The sequence below is a fragment of the Streptomyces sp. NPDC126497 genome (assembly GCF_040302425.1).
GTDB lineage: Bacteria > Actinomycetota > Actinomycetes > Streptomycetales > Streptomycetaceae > Streptomyces.
The window spans coordinates 17,262-33,802 of record NZ_JBEORT010000032.1; the positions used below are offsets into that span (position 1 = coordinate 17,262).

Below are 16,541 nucleotides of genomic sequence, written 5' to 3' on the forward strand. Positions count from 1 at the left end.
GGGAGGATCGGGGAGGCTCGGGGGGAGGGTGCGGTCGTCAGCCCTTGACCGCGCCGAGCATCACGCCCGAGACGAAGTAGCGCTGCACGAAGGGGTAGAGGCAGAGGATCGGCAGCGAGGTGAGCACGATCGTGACGGCCTGGATGTTCGCCGAGACCTGGGTGAGCTGCTCGGTGGCCGCGCCGGCGCCGGTGCCCCCGGTGGCGCCCGCGAGCAGGTTCCGCAGGTAGACCGTGACCGGCATCAGTTCGGTGCGGTCCATGTAGAGGAACGCGGAGAACCAGGAGTTCCAGAAGGACACCGAGTAGAAGAGCACCATGGTGGCGACGACCGCCTTGGACAGCGGCAGCACGATCCGCAGCAGGATGCCGTACGTGCCGAGGCCGTCGATCTGCGCGGCCTCCTCCAGTTCCGACGGCAGGCTCTCGAAGAAGGCCTTCATCACCAGCAGGTTGAAGACGCTGATCGCGTTCGGCAGCGCGATCGCCCACACGCTGTTCTTCAGGCCGAGGCTGGTGATCAGGACGTAGTTCGGGATGAGGCCGCCGGTGAAGAACATGGTGAAGACGGCGATCCCGACGAGGGCGCCGCGCCCCTTGAGGTCCTTCTTCGACAGGACGTAGGCGTAACAGGTGGTCAGCACCATGGCGACGGCGGTGGAGACCACCGTGTAGAAGACGGTGTTGCCGTAGTTGCGCCAGAACATCGAGTCGTTGAGGACGATCTCGTACGTGGTGAGGTCGAAGCCCCTGGGCCACAGCGTCACCTCGCCGGCGCGGATCTGCCGCTCCCCGCTGAAGGAGCGGGCGACGATGTTGACGAAGGGGTACAGCGTCACCAGGACCACGAGGGTGAGGACCACGCCGTTGACACCCTGGAAGACGCGGTGGCCGCGGGTCGGCCGGTGGACGCTCACCACAGGCTCGTCCCCACCGTGCGGCGCGACAGCTGGTTGGCCGAGGTGATCAGCACCAGGCCGATGACCGCCTCGAACAGGCCGATCGCGGCGGCGTAGCTGAAGCTGTTGGACTCCACGCCCGTCCGGTAGAGGTAGGTGGAGATCACGTCGGCGGTCGGATACGTCAGCGGGTTGTAGAGCAACAGGACCTTCTCGAAACCGACGGCCATGAACGTGCCGATGTTGAGGATCAGCAGTGTGATCATGGTGGGACGGATGCCGGGCAGGGTGACGTGCCAGATCTGCCGCCAGCGGCCGGCGCCGTCGATGCGGGCGGCCTCGTACAGGTCCTCGTCGATGGTGGTGAGCGCGGCGAGGTAGAGGATCGTGCCCCAGCCGGCGGTCTGCCAGATCTCCGAGCCGACGTAGACGGCGCGGAACCAGCCGGGTTCCTGGATGAACCGGATCGGGTCGTGCCCGAACCAGCCCAGGACGTGGTTGACCGGGCCGTCGGTGGCGAGCATCTGCAGCGTGATGCCGGCGACGATCACGATCGACAGGAAGTGCGGCAGGTACGACACCGACTGCACGAACCGCTTCAGCGGCTTCCTGCGGACCTCGTTGAGCAGCAGGGCGAGCACGACGGGGATCGGGAAGCAGAAGACGAGCGTGAGTCCGCCCATCCACAGGGTGTTCCTGAAGACCTGCCAGAAGGTGGGGTCGGACAGGAACATCTCGACGTAGCGCAGTCCCACCCAGTACTCGCCGAAGACCGAGCCGCCCGGTTCGAACCGGCGGAACGCGATCACGTTGCCGATCATCGGCAGATAGCGGAACACCAGGAAGAACAGCAGCGGCAGCACGGCCAGCGAGTACAGCTGCCAGTCCTTGCGCAGCGCGCGCCGCCGGCCGGTGCGGGCGGGTGAGCGCGTGCGTCGGGGCGGTGTCCTCGTCGGCGGCGGGTCCTGCGCGCCCGGCGGTGGGGCCGACGTGGTGGGGGTGCTCATGGTTCGGGCCTCCCGTGTCTGTGACGCGGAACCGAAACTTTCGAGCTCTTGCCGGTAACTTGCGGCAACCTATGAGGAGCGGTAAGTGGTGTCAATGGGTGGGGCGGCAGAGAAAATCCGAGAGATCGCCCCGAGGAAGGATCCGGTACGCACGGCTGTGGAAGGAGGCCTTGGTCTGTTAGCGTCCCCGGAACTTTCCGGTCCGTGACCGCAACGATCGGACGGACCGCCCGTCCGACCCCGCTTCGATCCTGCGAGGTGCCCCGTGCCCGCGTTCGACCTGCCTCCGGCTGAACTGGAGCGCCACCGCCCGGACGTCGACGAGCCCGCCGACTTCGACGCCTTCTGGGAGCGCACGGTGGAGGAGGCGTCGGAGGCGGGGGACCCGCTGGTCTCGGTGCGGCCGGTGGAGAACGGGCTGCGGCTCACCGAGTCCTGGGACGTGACGTTCCGCGGCTTCGCCGGCGATCCGGTGCGCGCCTGGTTCAGCCTCCCGGCGGGCGTGGCCGAACCCCTGCCGGCGGTGGTGGAGTTCGCGGGGTACGGGCGCGGGCGCGGGCTGCCGCACGAGCGGCTGACCTGGGTGAACGCCGGGTACGCGCACCTGTTGATGGACAACCGGGGGCAGGGCGACCAGTACGGCTGCGGCGGCGACACCCCCGATCCGCACGCCACCGCGCCGGGCGGTCCCGGCCCCGCGGTGCGCGGTCTGCTCGACCCGCGGGACTACCACTACCGCCGGCTGATCACCGACGCGGTGCGCGCGGTGGCCGCCGTACGGGCGCTGCCGGGGGTGGACGCCGGCCGCGTCGCCGCCGTGGGCAACAGCCAGGGGGGCGGGCTCGCGCTGGCCGTGGCGGGCCTGGTGCCGGACCTGGCGGCGGTCCTGGTCACCGCCCCGCTGCTGTGCGGCATCCACCGCGCCCTGGACCTCACCGACCTGCCCCCGTACGGCGAGATCACCGCCTACCTCTCGGTGCACCGGGGCGCCGAGGAGGCCGCCCGCCGCACCCTCTCCTACGTCGAGGGCGTCTCCTTCGCCCGGCGCGCGCACGCCCCGGCCCACTTCGGGGTGGGGCTGCGCGACACGGTCTGCCCGCCGAGCGGGGCGTACGCGGCGTTCAACCGGTACGCGGAGCGCACGGGCGGGAATCCGGCCACGGTGCTCCACGCCTATCCCTTCAACGGGCACGAGGGCGGGGACGCGGTCCATGTGCGGCGCCAACTGGACTGGCTCGACGCCCTGTTGGCCGACTGAAGGGGGTGCGGGCGGCCCCGATGACGGCCGGACACGCCGTCGGGGCCGCCCACGGGCGCGGTCAGCCGGCCCGGCGGGACGGGGACGTCGCACCGTCACCGCCCGGGCCGGGGACCACGCGGCCGGACGTCGCGCCCTCCCCCGGGCCGAGGGAGCCGGTGCGGCCGGCGTCGTGGGCCGTCACGTCCTGGCCGTCGCAGGCGGCGCCGCCGGTCGCGCCCGCGGCGAGGCGGGTGGGCGGCCGGTCGGCGCCGGGCGTGTCGAAGCCGGTGAAGCCGGCGTTCCCGTCGCCGCGCAGCCGTCCGTCGGGCACCAAGCCGCGGGTGCGGCCGGCGCCGTCGGAGCGCAGGACGGAGAACCGGTGGGAGAAGGGGGTGATGCCGCCGGCCTGTGCGGCGGCCCTGCAGGCCGGGCGGACCGGCTTGATCCCGCCGGTGCCGGTCGGCGCGTCCCGCCGGCACAGGAAGGTGCGGCCGCCGGGCTTCACGGGGGTGGCATGGGCTTCCGCCCCACTGCCCGCCGTCACGGCCAGGCCGACGGCCGGAAGGGTGGCGAGCAGGGAGACCAGGACGAGGAAGAGGGCTCGGGCGCGGGTGGGGAGGACCGGCCGGGGAGCCGCACCGCCCTCCGATCTTGTTGCGATCATGACACACCTGTCCGCGGCGTGGGGTGGACGGATCGTGCAGGGGTGCGTGAGGGGGCGAGGCGGGAGCCTCCCGGCGGCGGGTTCCGGTCCGCCACCGATGGGAGCGCTCCCACCTCGTCCGTGAGGGGACCGTAACGCCGGGCGGCGCGGTTGTAAACGGGTACCGCGCCGCCGTCCGTCGTCCGGCGGGGGCGCACCGCGCGGCGGCGGCGACGGCGAGGGCCGCACCCCCTCCGCCGGGGATGCGGCCCTCGCCCGCCCTGCCGGACCGCTTACTTGCGGATCAGGCTGCGCAGCACGTACTGCAGGATGCCGCCGTTGCGGTAGTAGTCGGCCTCACCGGGGGTGTCGATGCGGACGACCGCGTCGAACTCGACGCCGGTGTCGGTGGTGACCTTCACCGTGCGCGGGGTGGTGCCCTCGTTGAGCTCGGTGACGCCGGCGACGGAGAAGGTCTCCTCACCGGTCAGACCGAGGGACTCGGCGGTGTGGCCCTCCGGGAACTGCAGCGGCAGGACGCCCATGCCGATGAGGTTCGAGCGGTGGATGCGCTCGTAGGACTCGGCGATGACGGCCTTGACGCCGAGCAGCGCGGTGCCCTTGGCGGCCCAGTCGCGGGACGAGCCGGAGCCGTACTCCTTGCCGGCCAGGACGACCAGCGGGATGCCCTGCTCGATGTAGTTGCGGGAGGCGTCGTAGATGAACGACACCGGACCGCCGTCCTGGGTGAAGTCGCGGGTGTAGCCGCCCTCGGTGCCCGGCGCGATCTGGTTGCGCAGGCGGATGTTGGCGAACGTGCCGCGGATCATGACCTCGTGGTTGCCGCGGCGCGAGCCGTAGCTGTTGAAGTCGCGGCGCTCGATGCCGTGCTCCGTGAGGTACTGGCCGGCCGGGGTGTCGGCCTTGATGGCGCCGGCCGGGGAGATGTGGTCGGTGGTGACCGAGTCGCCCAGCTTGGCGAGCACGCGGGCGCCGGTGATGTCCTCCACCGGGGCCGGCTCCATGCCCATGCCCTCGAAGTACGGGGGCTTGCGCACGTAGGTGGACTCGGCGTCCCACTCGAAGGTGTCGCCGGTCGGGACGGGCAGCGCCTGCCACTGGGCGTCGCCGGCGAAGACGTCGGAGTAGGACTTGGAGAACATGTCCTCGCCGATGGCGTTCGCCACGACGTCGTTGACCTCGGCCTCGGAGGGCCAGATGTCCTTCAGGAAGACCGGGTTGTTGTCCTGGTCGTACCCGAGGGCCTCGCGGGTGATGTCCACCTTCATGGAACCGGCGATCGCGTAGGCGACGACCAGCGGCGGGGACGCCAGGTAGTTCATCTTGACGTCGGGGTTGATCCGGCCCTCGAAGTTGCGGTTGCCGGAGAGCACCGAGGTGACGGCGAGGTCGTGCTCGTTGACCGCCTTGGAGACCTCCTCCGGCAGCGGGCCGGAGTTGCCGATGCAGGTGGTGCAGCCGTAGCCGACGAGGTTGAAGCCGACCTTGTCGAGGTACGGGGTCAGGCCCGCCTTCTCGAAGTAGTCGGTGACGACCTTGGAGCCCGGGGCGAGGGTGGTCTTGACCCACGGCTTGCGGGTCAGGCCCTTCTCCACCGCCTTCTTGGCCACCAGCGCGGCGGCGACCATGACGTACGGGTTGGAGGTGTTGGTGCAGGAGGTGATGGCCGCGACCGTCACCGCGCCGTGGTCGAGCGTGTAGGTCGTGCCGTCGGGGGCGGTGACCTCGACCGGGTGGGAGGGGGCGCCGTTGGAGATGGCCGGGGCGTCGGAGGCCGGGAAGGACTCCTTGCTCGCCTCGTCGACGTCGCCGCCGTCCTTGACGTAGTTGCGCACGTCCTGGGCGAACTGGGCCTTGGCGTCGGCGAGGACGATGCGGTCCTGCGGGCGCTTCGGGCCGGCGATCGACGGGACGACCGTGGACAGGTCCAGCTCGAGCTTCTCGGAGAAGTCCGGCTCGGCCGTCGGGTCCAGCCAGAGGCCCTGCTCCTTGGCGTACGCCTCGACCAGGGCGACCTGCTGCTCGGAGCGGCCGGTCAGGCGCAGGTAGCTCAGCGTCTCGTCGTCCACGGGGAAGATGGCGGCGGTGGAGCCGAACTCCGGCGACATGTTGCCGATGGTGGCGCGGTTGGCCAGGGAGGTGGCGGCCACGCCCTCGCCGTAGAACTCGACGAACTTGCCGACGACGCCGTGCTTGCGCAGCATCTCGGTGATGGTGAGCACCAGGTCGGTGGCGGTGGTGCCGGGCTTGAGCTCACCGGTCAGCTTGAAGCCGACGACGCGCGGGATCAGCATGGAGACCGGCTGGCCGAGCATGGCGGCCTCGGCCTCGATGCCGCCGACGCCCCAGCCGAGGACGCCGAGGCCGTTGACCATGGTGGTGTGCGAGTCGGTGCCGACCAGGGTGTCCGGGTAGGCCTTGCCGTCGCGGACCATCACCACGCGGGCCAGGTGCTCGATGTTCACCTGGTGGACGATGCCGGTGCCGGGCGGGACGACCTTGAAGTCGTCGAAGGCGGTCTGGCCCCAGCGCAGGAACTGGTAGCGCTCGCGGTTGCGGCCGTACTCCAGGTCGACGTTCTGCTTGAAGGCGTCGTTGGTGCCGAACTTGTCGGCGATGACGGAGTGGTCGATGACCATCTCGGCCGGGGAGAGCGGGTTGATCTTGTTCGGGTCGCCGCCGAGCTCCTTGACGGCCTCACGCATGGTGGCGAGGTCCACGACACAGGGCACGCCGGTGAAGTCCTGCATGATCACGCGGGCCGGCGTGAACTGGATCTCCTGCGACGGCTGGGCCTGGGAGTCCCAGCCGCCCAGGGCGCGGATGTGGTCGGCGGTGATGTTGGCGCCGTCCTCGGTGCGGAGCAGGTTCTCCAGCAGCACCTTCAGGCTGTAGGGAAGGCGCGCGGAGCCCTCGACCTTGTCCAGCCGGAAGATCTCGTACGACTCGTCGCCCACCTGCAGCGTGCTGCGGGCGTCGAAGCTGTTCGCCGACACGACAGTCTCCTTCATTGATGTGCGCGTACCACCGCATCCTGCCGCCACGCCGCCCTGGCCGATCCGCTGAGGCAAGGCTAAGTTAGGTAGCCCTTACCAGGGTGGCGGCTGCGATGCGCCTCGGCAGATATCTCGATGTCGAGATAACTCTAGTACACAGGGGCCGAATGGTCATGCCCGGGCCCGGCGTGATGTGCTTCCGCGCCGGCGTGATGTGCTTCCCCTCCATGAGGAGCATCGACCCCACCCCGCCCGTCCCGGGCGCCCCCGAGCCCCTGCCGCGGGGCCTGTGGCCCTCGCTGCGGGCCCACTACGCCACCCTCGACCCGGAGGAGAGGGAATCCCCGGAGCGCCTGGCCACCGTCCGTGCGGTGCACGTCCACCCGGTCGCCCGCGACGGCGTCCCCTACGTCGGCATCGCGTTCGACTGCGTCCGCGACCCGGAGCGGGGCGTGGGCGTCATCATGCACGGCGACCGCGTCGTCGGCCTGGGCGACGCGGGCCTCGCGATCCGGGTGCGGATCGCCGAGCTGGACGCCCTGGACCCGCGGACCGGACTGGACGAGGCGCTGATCGGGCACTGGAGCAGCGACCCCTTCGACCACGGCGCGATGGAGTGCTCCGACCTCGAACTGCGGGCCGACGGCACGGGGTGGAGCAGCGTGTCGAACGCCTTCACGGAGGACGTCGGCCGGCTGACCTGGCGGTGCCCGGAGCCGGGGGTGCTGGAACTGCGCGAGGAGGGGGAGGTGACGCGGCACCGGTACACCGTCGGGCCCGCCGTGCCGGCGCACTCGGCCGAGCCGGTGCCGTCGGTCGCGTTCGAGGAACCGGTCGCGTACAGCCATCAGTACGCCAAGTGGGGGTAAGCGGAGGGCAGCCACCACGAATCCGACCGGAGGTACGCATGCCCCTGACGTTCCGCAAGAGCTTCCGGATCCTTCCGGGGGTGCGGCTGAACATCAACAAGCGGTCGTGGTCCATCACCACCGGCAGCAGGAACGGCCCCCGCTACACCCGCAGCAGCACGGGACGTCGTACGACATCGGTGGATTTGCCGGGACCTTTCGGATGGCGCCGGACCCGGCAGACCCGTCGCACCGGGGAACGGTGACGTCACGTCACCCGAATGGATCCCCCAGGATGTGCCATCTCATATCTGAGATAACCTCATCCTCATGTCAGACGACTACCTCGTACGCATCGGCAAGCTCATCCGTGACGCCCGGCAGCACCGCGGGTGGACGCAGGCCCAGCTCGCCGAGGCGCTCAACACCAGCCAGAGCGCCGTCAATCGGATCGAGCGCGGCAACCAGAACATCAGCCTTGAGATGATCGCCCGGATCGGCGAGGCCCTGGACAGTGAGATCGTCTCGCTGGGCTACGCCGGCCCGATGCACCTGCGTGTGGTGGGCGGCCGCCGGCTCTCCGGCGCCATCGATGTGAAGACGAGCAAGAACGCGTGCGTGGCACTGCTGTGCGCCTCGCTGCTCAACAAGGGGCGCACCGTGCTGCGCCGCGTCGCCCGCATCGAGGAGGTCTACCGCCTCCTGGAGGTGCTGAACTCCATCGGCGTGCGCACCCGCTGGATCAACGACGGCGTCGACCTGGAGATCGTGCCGCCGGCCGAGCTGGACCTCGCGTCCATCGACGCGGACGCCGCCCGCCGCACCCGCTCCATCATCATGTTCCTCGGCCCGCTGCTGCACCGTCAGGACCGCTTCATGCTGCCGTACGCCGGGGGCTGCGACCTCGGCACGCGCACCGTCGAGCCGCACATGATCGCGCTGCGCCGGTTCGGCCTGGACATCGCCGCGACCGAGGGCCAGTACCACGCGGTGGTCGACCGCTCCGTCGCCCCCGACCGTCCGATCGTGCTGACCGAGCGCGGGGACACCGTCACCGAGAACGCGCTGCTGGCCGCCGCCCGGCACGACGGCACCACCGTCATCCGCAACGCCTCCTCCAACTACATGGTCCAGGACCTGTGCTTCTTCCTGGAGGCCCTCGGCGTCAAGGTCGACGGCATCGGCACCACCACGCTCACCGTGCACGGCGTGCCCACCATCGACGTCGACGTGGACTACTCCCCCTCCGAGGACCCGGTCGAGGCGATGAGCCTGGTGGCCGCGGCCGTGGTGACGGAGTCGGAGCTGACGGTCCGCCGGGTCCCGATCGAGTTCCTGGAGATCGAGCTCGCGGTCCTGGAGGAGATGGGCCTCGACCACGACCGCTCCCCGGAGTACTTCGCCGACAACGGCCGCACGCGCCTGGTGGACCTGACCGTCCGCCCCTCCAAGCTGGAGGCGCCGATCGACAAGATCCACCCGATGCCGTTCCCGGGCCTGAACATCGACAACGTGCCGTTCTTCGCGGCGATCGCGGCGACGGCCCAGGGCCAGACCCTCATCCACGACTGGGTCTACGACAACCGCGCCATCTACCTGACCGACCTCAACCGCCTCGGCGGCCGCCTCCAGCTCCTCGACCCGCACCGGGTCCTGGTCGAGGGCCCGACCCGCTGGCGCGCCGCGGAGATGATGTGCCCGCCGGCGCTGCGCCCGGCCGTGGTCGTCCTGCTGGCGATGATGGCCGCGGAGGGCACGTCGGTCCTGCGCAACGTGTACGTCATCAACCGCGGTTACGAGGACCTGGCGGAGCGGCTGAACTCGATCGGGGCGCAGATCGAGATTTTCCGGGACATCTGACCGGCACGGTGTCGTGCCCCTCGGAGGCAAGGGGCACGACACCTCAACATGCCAGCTGACCTGCGGATACTCACCTTCATCACTCTCCACTGATCACTGTTGTTTTTCAGCACCTTGTGCAACGCACGTGCAAGATGATCTTGAATGGCTGACGATACGCCAGAAGTTTCTGAGTATCCGTCAGCCATCACGGAGGGTCGCCGAAGTGGCCGTGCCGGCACCTTCCGGTACGCGGGCAGCAGGGGCGTTCAGTCGGCCGCGTTACAGGAAGTGTTCACCGAATGCGCGGAACAGCTTCCCGAGGCCCGTAGGCAGATCAAGGACGGCAAGTACCGCCTGGACCTGCCGCTGGGAATGCGAACGGAGTACGACCGATGACGTCCGCCACGGCCGCGCAGACCGTCCTGGTCTCGCAGACCATCCCCGATGACACGCCGGTCTTCGGCGGGCACCGGAACCTGATCGCGGGCGTTGAGATCCCGTTGTTCGGACAGAGCCGCTTGTGGCCCGGCGACTGCCTGCGACGGCCGACCAACCGGGTGAAGAGTGCCTGGCAGGCGTCGTTCCCCACCGATCCGCTCTGGAATCTGCGGACCCGGGAAGGCGTCTTCGGGATGCTCAACTGCACCCACAAGATCCTTCGGGACGCGGGGCTGTTCTTCCAGGCCGAGACCTGGGGCATGAGCTCGGCGAAGGAGACGTGCGACAAGGTGCGGCTCATCGTCAAATGGGCGGTCGAGCAGCAGATACCGCAAGACTTGGCCGACTGGGTGGCGGACAACTGGCAGGACTACCTGGACCATCAGGCCCTCACCTCCGGGACATCGACGCTGGCCAACGATGTCCGCACGATCCGCTTCCTCAGGACGTTCTCTCCGATCCTGTCCGGCGGGGGCCTGCTGGACGATCCCTGGCCGGGCAGGACCGCCGCGGACGTCGCCCAGCGCACGAGCAGGGGAGAGCTGTCCACCCCGGAAATTCCCCCTGCGATCTGGTGGCCGCTGATGAGGGCGGCCTGGTTCTACATCGACCAGTGGGCACCGCAGATCCTCGAACGCCGGGACCAACGGGCCGCGGCCACCGAGGCCGCGACGGGGCCACGACGCCAGGCCTGCCGCACGCAGGACCTGGACGCCAAAATCGCCACCTGGGTGCAGGACCCCACCAGTCTGGTGCCCGTCCACGCCAGGGACTTCCGTGGCTATCGCGCAGGCAGCGTCATGTGGTCGACGCTGGGCCTGTGGATCACCGACGGCATCAGCAGCCACGTCTTCGTGGGCGGCCGAAACTCCGAACGCCATCAGATGCGCCAGGGCATGGTGCAGCGGCTGGTGGATGCCGGCCGAGTGCGTCCCATCACGGCCAAGGAGGGCCGGGCGGCCCTCGGTGATATCCCTCGGCATGTCCGGGCCCGCAACCGACGGCCCAAGGAACTGGACGCACAAGTCCGTGCCTGGCTGGTCTCTCCCAGTGTCCGCTCTCCTCACCGATCCCTCGGCCAAAGCTGCGACTGATGTCCGTGCCCCATGACAGGCTGTCGGCGTGATCATGCAGCCCCCTCACGACGCGGCCGACTTCGCCTTCAGTCCGACCGACGCCCTGGACATACCCGTCGTCATACGCGACTTCAGCTCGCTGCGGCGGCCCTCCGAGGCTCTGTGGAGGGGTGCCACCCAGCCGTGGCCGGGGGTGGCAGACATGCCTTCGTACGGGACCTACCTGGCGACCACGACCTGGCGGCAGGTCCTCCTCGCGGCCAAGGGCGTCGGGCGCGACCTGACCCCGTGGCTGAGCCGCACCCCCTGGCTCGCCGTAAACGAGCTCATCTCCCGTACCGCCCCCCTTCAGGCCTACCTCCAGCTCAAGGACGTGCCCGCACCCGCGCCCGCAGCCGGCCGCAGGCTCTTCGTGAACGCCCTCTACCAGTACGGCAGTGAGCGCAGCGCCCACTCCGCCTTCGGCTACCACTTGGGCATGACGATGGCGCACTGGCTCTGCGCCGGGATGGCTGGTCTGGGAAGCACCTGGCATCTCGAAGCCGGAGGTCCGGGCGGCCTACCCGGCTTCACCGACCCGGCTGCCAAGCTGCCCGACCTGTGGGGCAATCACCACGCCGCCGGCCTGCCCTGGCTGATCGAGGCGAAGGCAGCCCGTGCACTCGGCGCAGGCGTGCTGAAGAACGGGAGGGTCCAGTTGGACGGTGGCAGCGCCCTCATGCCCGGCTTGGCACACCGGCAGGTCCTCTGCGGCACGTCGCTGCCCGGCAATAGGCCCGATAAGTGGGAGCAGGACCATCTGTTCCTGGCTCTGCATACGGCCCACCCCCACGGCGGGCCGCAGACCGGCGCCTCCCCGGTCGGCAGTCCGCAAGACGACGCGGAGGATTACGTCGCCGATGACCCCGAGGCTCTGATGGCCGTTACCCGGCAGCAGCTCCTGACGTACCAGGCCTTGGCCTTCGGAGCCGTGGAGCAGCGGCGCGTCGTCCCGATGAGGCGTGACCGTACGGATCGCGGGCGTCACCGCACCGGTTCCCTGACACTGCTGGAGCACGACGAATCCACCACCGGCCTGCGCCGTCGGCTGCGCGCGCAGCAGGTGGACACCGAGGGGAGCCTGGCGTCGCACACGGACGCCACTGCGTTCATCGCCGCGCGCATCCCCGGCACCGGCATCCACCTCGGTCTCTCCCGCCGCCTCTACGCAGCGTGTGCGGCCCTGCACCTCCAGCAGACCGACCTGCCCGACACCGTGGCCTTCGCCGGCGGCCCCCGCCTGAACGACCCCAACTTCGGACAGGACCAAGAGGACGACGAGGTCCGCGAGCAGTACGGGCGTCGGGCTCGCCAAGCCCACTACGAGCAGGAGCAGCGGTATCGGACGCGCGTTCGTGAGGCGGTCAGCACGGCCTTCCGGCTGACTGAGGAACACCAGGAGGACAGCGCGCTCACGGGCCAACTTCTTCCCGTACGCGTGGACGACCCCGACAAGCCTCTGCTCCTCGAAGCCGCCACGGCAGAGAGTTACCTGGCCCTCGAGCCAACCGACCCCGTCCTCTCCACGGCGGGCCGCACCGCCTGAGCTTGTTCGCCCTCTACCAGGATCTGTCATGCCCGCCGATGGCCTCTGACAAGCAATACGTCCAAGCCAGGATCGACGCTCTCCTGACCGCGGCCGAGGCCGGCGATCCGCTCGATGAATCGTGGGAACCGGTTCGATTGATCGCTCAGACCCTAATCGAGAAGGCGCAGACGCGCTGAGCGGGACTGAACAACGATCAGCCACTGCCACTGCCGCTGCCCCCGGCTGACGGCGCAGCCCGGGCAGCGGCAGCTCCATGTCAGGCGGCCGATGGTCAGCCACAAACGAGGTTCACGACACCAGCCTTGAGTGCTGATCTCGGAAACCATAGGACGGAACCGTTGTCGGTCACCGAAGATGTTTCGCTGTGATGCAGACCCTCTCAAGTCCCACTCTGGCCGTCCTCATCAAGATCGCTGTCACGCGGACGGCGAAGGAGATCCACACCAGCTTGCTTGCCGCCAACTTGGACCGGTTCATCACCGAGACATCCTCCAAAGAGAGGCTTGTCCAGACCGTCCTGGTGGACGCGCGGCGGGCAGCGCATAAGGGCGACAAGGATGCCCACCGCGGCCTGCTCGCGTTCGCCAAGGAACAGGCGAGCGGATTCCGGCATCCCAACAAGCTAGGCCCGGAGAGTCTGCTGTTCCAACTCAAGGAGGCCCTCCTCGCGGATGGCTACGACCTCATGTGGGATGACCCGACTATCCGGACGGACATCGATCTCGACAGCTGGATCGAGATCGACAAGGGACCCGTCACCTATCACATCCGCCCGACCGACGCGCCAGGCACCGAGATGGCCGGGGAGATCAGCGCCTTGGAAGCGCAGCTTAATGCTGCCGGCTTCGAGGTCGCTCTCAACCACTACAAGCAGGCTGTCGACAACCTCAACCACCATAACTACGAGGCCAGCAACGGGGCCCTCCGCCCGATGCTCGAAGATGTGACCTTTCGAGTCGCGCAGAAGTACGGCTACACAGGCGCCTCGGGCGGCAATGCCATCAACTTCATGGTTGACCAGAAGAAGGTCGTCCCGGAGAAGTGGGGCCGACTCATGCAAGGGGCCTGGGGCATCTCGCACCCGGAGGGGCCCCACCCCGGCCGTTCCAGCGCGGACGAGGCGCGCTTCAGGATGCTGATCATCACCAGCATCGTCCGAAGACTGCTTCAGCACGCTGGACTCTGACCCAACCCTGGATCGTCGAAGCAGCCCTCGGCCAGATACGCGGCCGGGGCTGCGGCGTGATAAATGGTTCTGGCTTGCCGCAGGTCCGCCTGCTGGCGGTCAGTGGTCATCGTCTGCTGAGTTCGAAGCTGCGGGACTTCCGGTAAACGTACGTGCGCGGCTCTCCAAGGCTGCTCAGTATGCTGCGGCAGTGGACTCCGACCAGAGTCCACTGCCAACCTCAACGATGCTCTAGGAAATGAAAAGCTCGGCAGGCAGGCCCGCACACCCACATCGTCGCCGTGCGCGGGCATCGAGGGGCGCGGTGAAAACCACAGGCTTCAGGCAGGCGCCGGTGCCATCCTGTACTGGTGGACGTATCCCTGCCCGACCAACTGGGCGTAGTCGAACGAGAGTCCAGTGCCGCTGCACCAGCGGTGATCCGAAAGTTGCTTCTCTCCGCACCTCCTGAGCAGATCACGGGACAGCAGGATGTCGCCTTTGTGCCGGTGACCCGCGCGCAATGGAAGTCGGTGTTGAGGGACGCCGATCTGCCCGGGCTTCAGCGGAAGACCGACGATCTCGTTGGTGAGATCCTGCGCCTGCGGACCGCTTCTGGCCGAACCCTCGGGAAGCAGCTTCCGGAGATGTTGCGGAGTCTCCACACGTCGGTTGTCGCCTTGGGTACTGTCGCAGAAGAGGTATCCCGGTTCAGTCCCTCCCGCACCAGCGCGGCAGAGCGACGGTTGGCGACTGACCTGGCGCGAGCGAATCGGAGCGAGGCTCAAGCGCTGTTCGCCTGCCTGGAACAGGGATGGGCGGAGTCCGCTTGGTCTGCCGTACGGAGATATGCTCTCGCGGCCCAAGCGGCCGGGCGAACTCTGGGAACTGCCGCCAGGACTGATCACGCCGACCTTCCTTACGAGGACGTCTACCAGCGAACGCTCGGGGTATCGGCCGAGCAACTGAGTCCCGGGTCGGGTGTGGCGTCACGGGCGCGCCTACTGGCCGCTTGGGCGGAAGCCCCGCAGATACTCGATCGTCGGCTGCGCCGGAGCATGAGACATCTGATCGATGACTCGCTACCACTGACGGTGATACTTCTCCATCACCTTGCCGTCCTCGCGTTGTCCGATCGCCCCTTGGTGACGCACCGCGCTGCCCTCCTGGGACGTGATCTGGTGACGTCCCATCTGAACTCCAAACCGGAACTGACATGTTCAGTGATTGCACGACACGTCGCTCGGGAACCGGAGATGCTGTCCTCCCATCGCGGACAGATCGCCTACCTTGACGCTTATTACGAGGCGGAATACCAGGAAGAAAAGGCGCGGGCGGTCACAGACTTGCATCGGGCCGTGCTGGAAGCAGACGTCAGACGCACGGCTGTTGTGGTACTGGAACTGCTGGGAAGGACGGTTCCGCAGGGGGCCCCGCTCGCCACCGTCCGGGATCTGCTGACAGCTGAAGACAGTCAGCCTCTGTGCAAGTTCCTCGCTTCGACGATCCGCTCTGAGTGGCGCAACGCGAACGCACACGAGGACTTCCGCTGGGACCCCGTCGACAGCACACTCCTGTTGGGTGGAGAGCCAGCCGATCTTGAAGAGGTTCTGGACGCAGCGATCCGCGCTCGCGCCATTTGCCGCGGATTCGAGCATGGGGTCGCCGTGGCCTACGCACAGAACGCATCACTGGTCATCCGGGGCGCGGAGGACTCGAACTACGTCGGCCGAGACCTCTCCATACTCCAGGCAGCTGGAGAAGCCAGATTCCCGGTACTGGACATCCGACGCCATGGCAGTCTCGTGCGGCTGGACGTGCCCGACGTCTCCGTTGAGAGCCTGAGAGAGGCGTTTCGCGCCATCCTCAGGGCCGCCCTCGCGGACCCCAGCGTCGAGCGCTGGGAACTACGTCAGGCCTCTCCTGACCGGCCGCTGCTGCACGTGGACCGTACAGGAACACATGCCGGGCTCCAAGTCGCGGAGCCCCTCTGGGAAATTGCCGATCCCCTGCCATTCGCCGCCCTCCCGATGCTGGCAAATGCCATGACCAATGCGGGAGAACCCGCCGAGACAGCAGCTGCAACGGTTCTCTGCTTGGCAGCTGCCCACGTGCTCGGAGAACGAGACCGCTTGTCGCCTGCCCTTGCACACGGTAATCCAGCCGCCAAGGACGAGTTGATCAGCACCACGAAGCTGATCAGCGAGGGCGTCAAGGCGGCAGCACACCTGCTGGAGACCCCAGCCCACCGCAAGTTGCTGGCCTTCGCTGAAGTTCTTGCCGGAGAATGCCACCGGTTGAAGAGCGCTCCCCCTTTCGCTCTCGTTCACGAGTTCGTGCCGGCGTATCGGGCCCTGCGGAGGCATGCGCCAGCTCGCCTGCCATGGATCACAGGACTCCACGACTCGACCGTCTGAGATCCCCGACACTGTCAAGCCCAGATCACGCTTCAGAATCCAGCGCGGGTGAGATGGCTGACCGGCTGAACCCGGCTGGGCTACACATCATCCCTGTCCGACGCCCCTGTCGAGCAGGCCCAGGGCTGAGTACAGCGAGACGGAGAGGGTCATCCATACGACGAATGCCCCACCACCGCAGAGCACTGCGCGTGGCGCGCTTCCGTCCGCTGCCCAAGACAGCACACCAGCGATGACTGCGACTAGCAGAGACAGGACAGTTGCCAGGGCGACGAGTAGGAGGCGCGTCAAAGGTCCGGAACTCAACGGCCGACATCCTTCTGTGAGGGTGGCCGTTCCGAGACATGCCGTCTCAGCCCGAC

At 68.4% G+C, this 16,541-nt stretch carries 12 protein-coding genes and 1 pseudogene; 9 read left to right on the forward strand and 4 right to left on the reverse strand.

The window, feature by feature from the left end; all coding sequences use genetic code 11:
* Positions 1-37: 37 nt before the first annotated feature.
* Both ABTY20_RS16160 and ABTY20_RS16165 read right to left on the reverse strand, forming a co-directional pair.
* The gene (locus ABTY20_RS16160; RefSeq protein ID WP_351997649.1) at positions 38-919 is read right to left on the reverse strand and encodes a carbohydrate ABC transporter permease; all 882 of its coding nucleotides are present in this window, start codon (positions 917-919) and stop codon (positions 38-40) included.
* A complete protein-coding gene (locus ABTY20_RS16165; RefSeq protein WP_351997650.1) occupies positions 913-1,905 on the reverse strand; it encodes an ABC transporter permease in 993 nt (330 codons plus the stop codon). Before ABTY20_RS16165 ends, ABTY20_RS16160 begins: the two co-directional genes overlap by 7 nt.
* Positions 1,906-2,170: 265 nt before the next feature.
* On the opposite strand from ABTY20_RS16165, the gene ABTY20_RS16170 reads away from it, so the two are divergent.
* The gene (locus ABTY20_RS16170) at positions 2,171-3,163 is read left to right on the forward strand and encodes an acetylxylan esterase (RefSeq protein WP_351997651.1); all 993 of its coding nucleotides are present in this window, start codon (positions 2,171-2,173) and stop codon (positions 3,161-3,163) included.
* A 211-nt stretch (positions 3,164-3,374) separates the two neighbouring features.
* On the opposite strand, the pseudogene ABTY20_RS16175 reads toward ABTY20_RS16170, so the two are convergent.
* Both ABTY20_RS16175 and acnA read right to left on the reverse strand, forming a co-directional pair.
* Positions 3,375-3,809 (reverse strand): annotated as a pseudogene (locus ABTY20_RS16175) (lytic polysaccharide monooxygenase); the annotation flags it as partial.
* 272 nt (positions 3,810-4,081) lie between these two features.
* Positions 4,082-6,805 carry an aconitate hydratase AcnA gene (gene acnA / locus ABTY20_RS16180; RefSeq protein ID WP_351997652.1) on the reverse strand — a complete coding sequence of 908 codons (2,724 nt, stop codon included), beginning with the start codon at positions 6,803-6,805 and terminating at the stop codon, positions 4,082-4,084.
* 227 nt (positions 6,806-7,032) lie between these two features.
* Between acnA and ABTY20_RS16185 the strand changes: the two genes are divergently transcribed.
* The 8 genes from ABTY20_RS16185 (at position 7,033) to ABTY20_RS16220 (ending at position 16,179) form a co-directional block, all read left to right on the forward strand.
* A complete protein-coding gene (locus ABTY20_RS16185) occupies positions 7,033-7,674 on the forward strand; it encodes a DUF6985 domain-containing protein (RefSeq protein ID WP_351997653.1) in 642 nt (213 codons plus the stop codon).
* Positions 7,675-7,712: 38 nt separating this feature from the next.
* Positions 7,713-7,919 (forward strand): DUF4236 domain-containing protein, encoded by a 207-nt coding sequence (locus ABTY20_RS16190; RefSeq protein ID WP_351997654.1) that lies wholly within the window; start codon positions 7,713-7,715, stop codon positions 7,917-7,919.
* Between the two features lie 64 nt (positions 7,920-7,983).
* Positions 7,984-9,513, forward strand: a complete 1,530-nt coding sequence (locus tag ABTY20_RS16195; protein WP_351997655.1) for a UDP-N-acetylglucosamine 1-carboxyvinyltransferase — start codon at positions 7,984-7,986, stop codon at positions 9,511-9,513.
* A gap of 374 nt (positions 9,514-9,887) precedes the next feature.
* Positions 9,888-11,027 carry a hypothetical protein gene (locus ABTY20_RS16200; RefSeq protein WP_351997656.1) on the forward strand — a complete coding sequence of 380 codons (1,140 nt, stop codon included), beginning with the start codon at positions 9,888-9,890 and terminating at the stop codon, positions 11,025-11,027.
* A 184-nt stretch (positions 11,028-11,211) separates the two neighbouring features.
* Positions 11,212-12,594, forward strand: coding sequence for a gamma-glutamyltransferase (locus ABTY20_RS16205; protein WP_351997657.1), 1,383 nt, complete (start codon positions 11,212-11,214; stop codon positions 12,592-12,594).
* Positions 12,595-12,596: 2 nt separating this feature from the next.
* Positions 12,597-12,773, forward strand: a complete 177-nt coding sequence (locus ABTY20_RS16210; RefSeq protein ID WP_193515054.1) for a hypothetical protein — start codon at positions 12,597-12,599, stop codon at positions 12,771-12,773.
* Positions 12,774-12,961: 188 nt separating this feature from the next.
* A complete protein-coding gene (locus tag ABTY20_RS16215; protein WP_252537869.1) occupies positions 12,962-13,783 on the forward strand; it encodes a hypothetical protein in 822 nt (273 codons plus the stop codon).
* A gap of 350 nt (positions 13,784-14,133) precedes the next feature.
* A complete protein-coding gene (locus tag ABTY20_RS16220) occupies positions 14,134-16,179 on the forward strand; it encodes a hypothetical protein (RefSeq protein WP_351997658.1) in 2,046 nt (681 codons plus the stop codon).
* Positions 16,180-16,541: the final 362 nt, after the last annotated feature.

Excerpts from the sequence above, each read along its gene's own strand:
- ABTY20_RS16165 (WP_351997650.1), bottom strand. The coding sequence starts at position 1,905 with ATGAGCACCCCCACCACGTCGGCCCCACCGCCGGGCGCGCAGGACCCG.
- ABTY20_RS16185 (WP_351997653.1), top strand. The coding sequence starts at position 7,033 with ATGAGGAGCATCGACCCCACCCCGCCCGTCCCGGGCGCCCCCGAGCCC.
- ABTY20_RS16190 (WP_351997654.1), top strand. The coding sequence starts at position 7,713 with ATGCCCCTGACGTTCCGCAAGAGCTTCCGGATCCTTCCGGGGGTGCGG.
- ABTY20_RS16195 (WP_351997655.1), top strand. The coding sequence starts at position 7,984 with ATGTCAGACGACTACCTCGTACGCATCGGCAAGCTCATCCGTGACGCC.
- ABTY20_RS16200 (WP_351997656.1), top strand. The coding sequence starts at position 9,888 with ATGACGTCCGCCACGGCCGCGCAGACCGTCCTGGTCTCGCAGACCATC.
- ABTY20_RS16205 (WP_351997657.1), top strand. The coding sequence starts at position 11,212 with ATGCCTTCGTACGGGACCTACCTGGCGACCACGACCTGGCGGCAGGTC.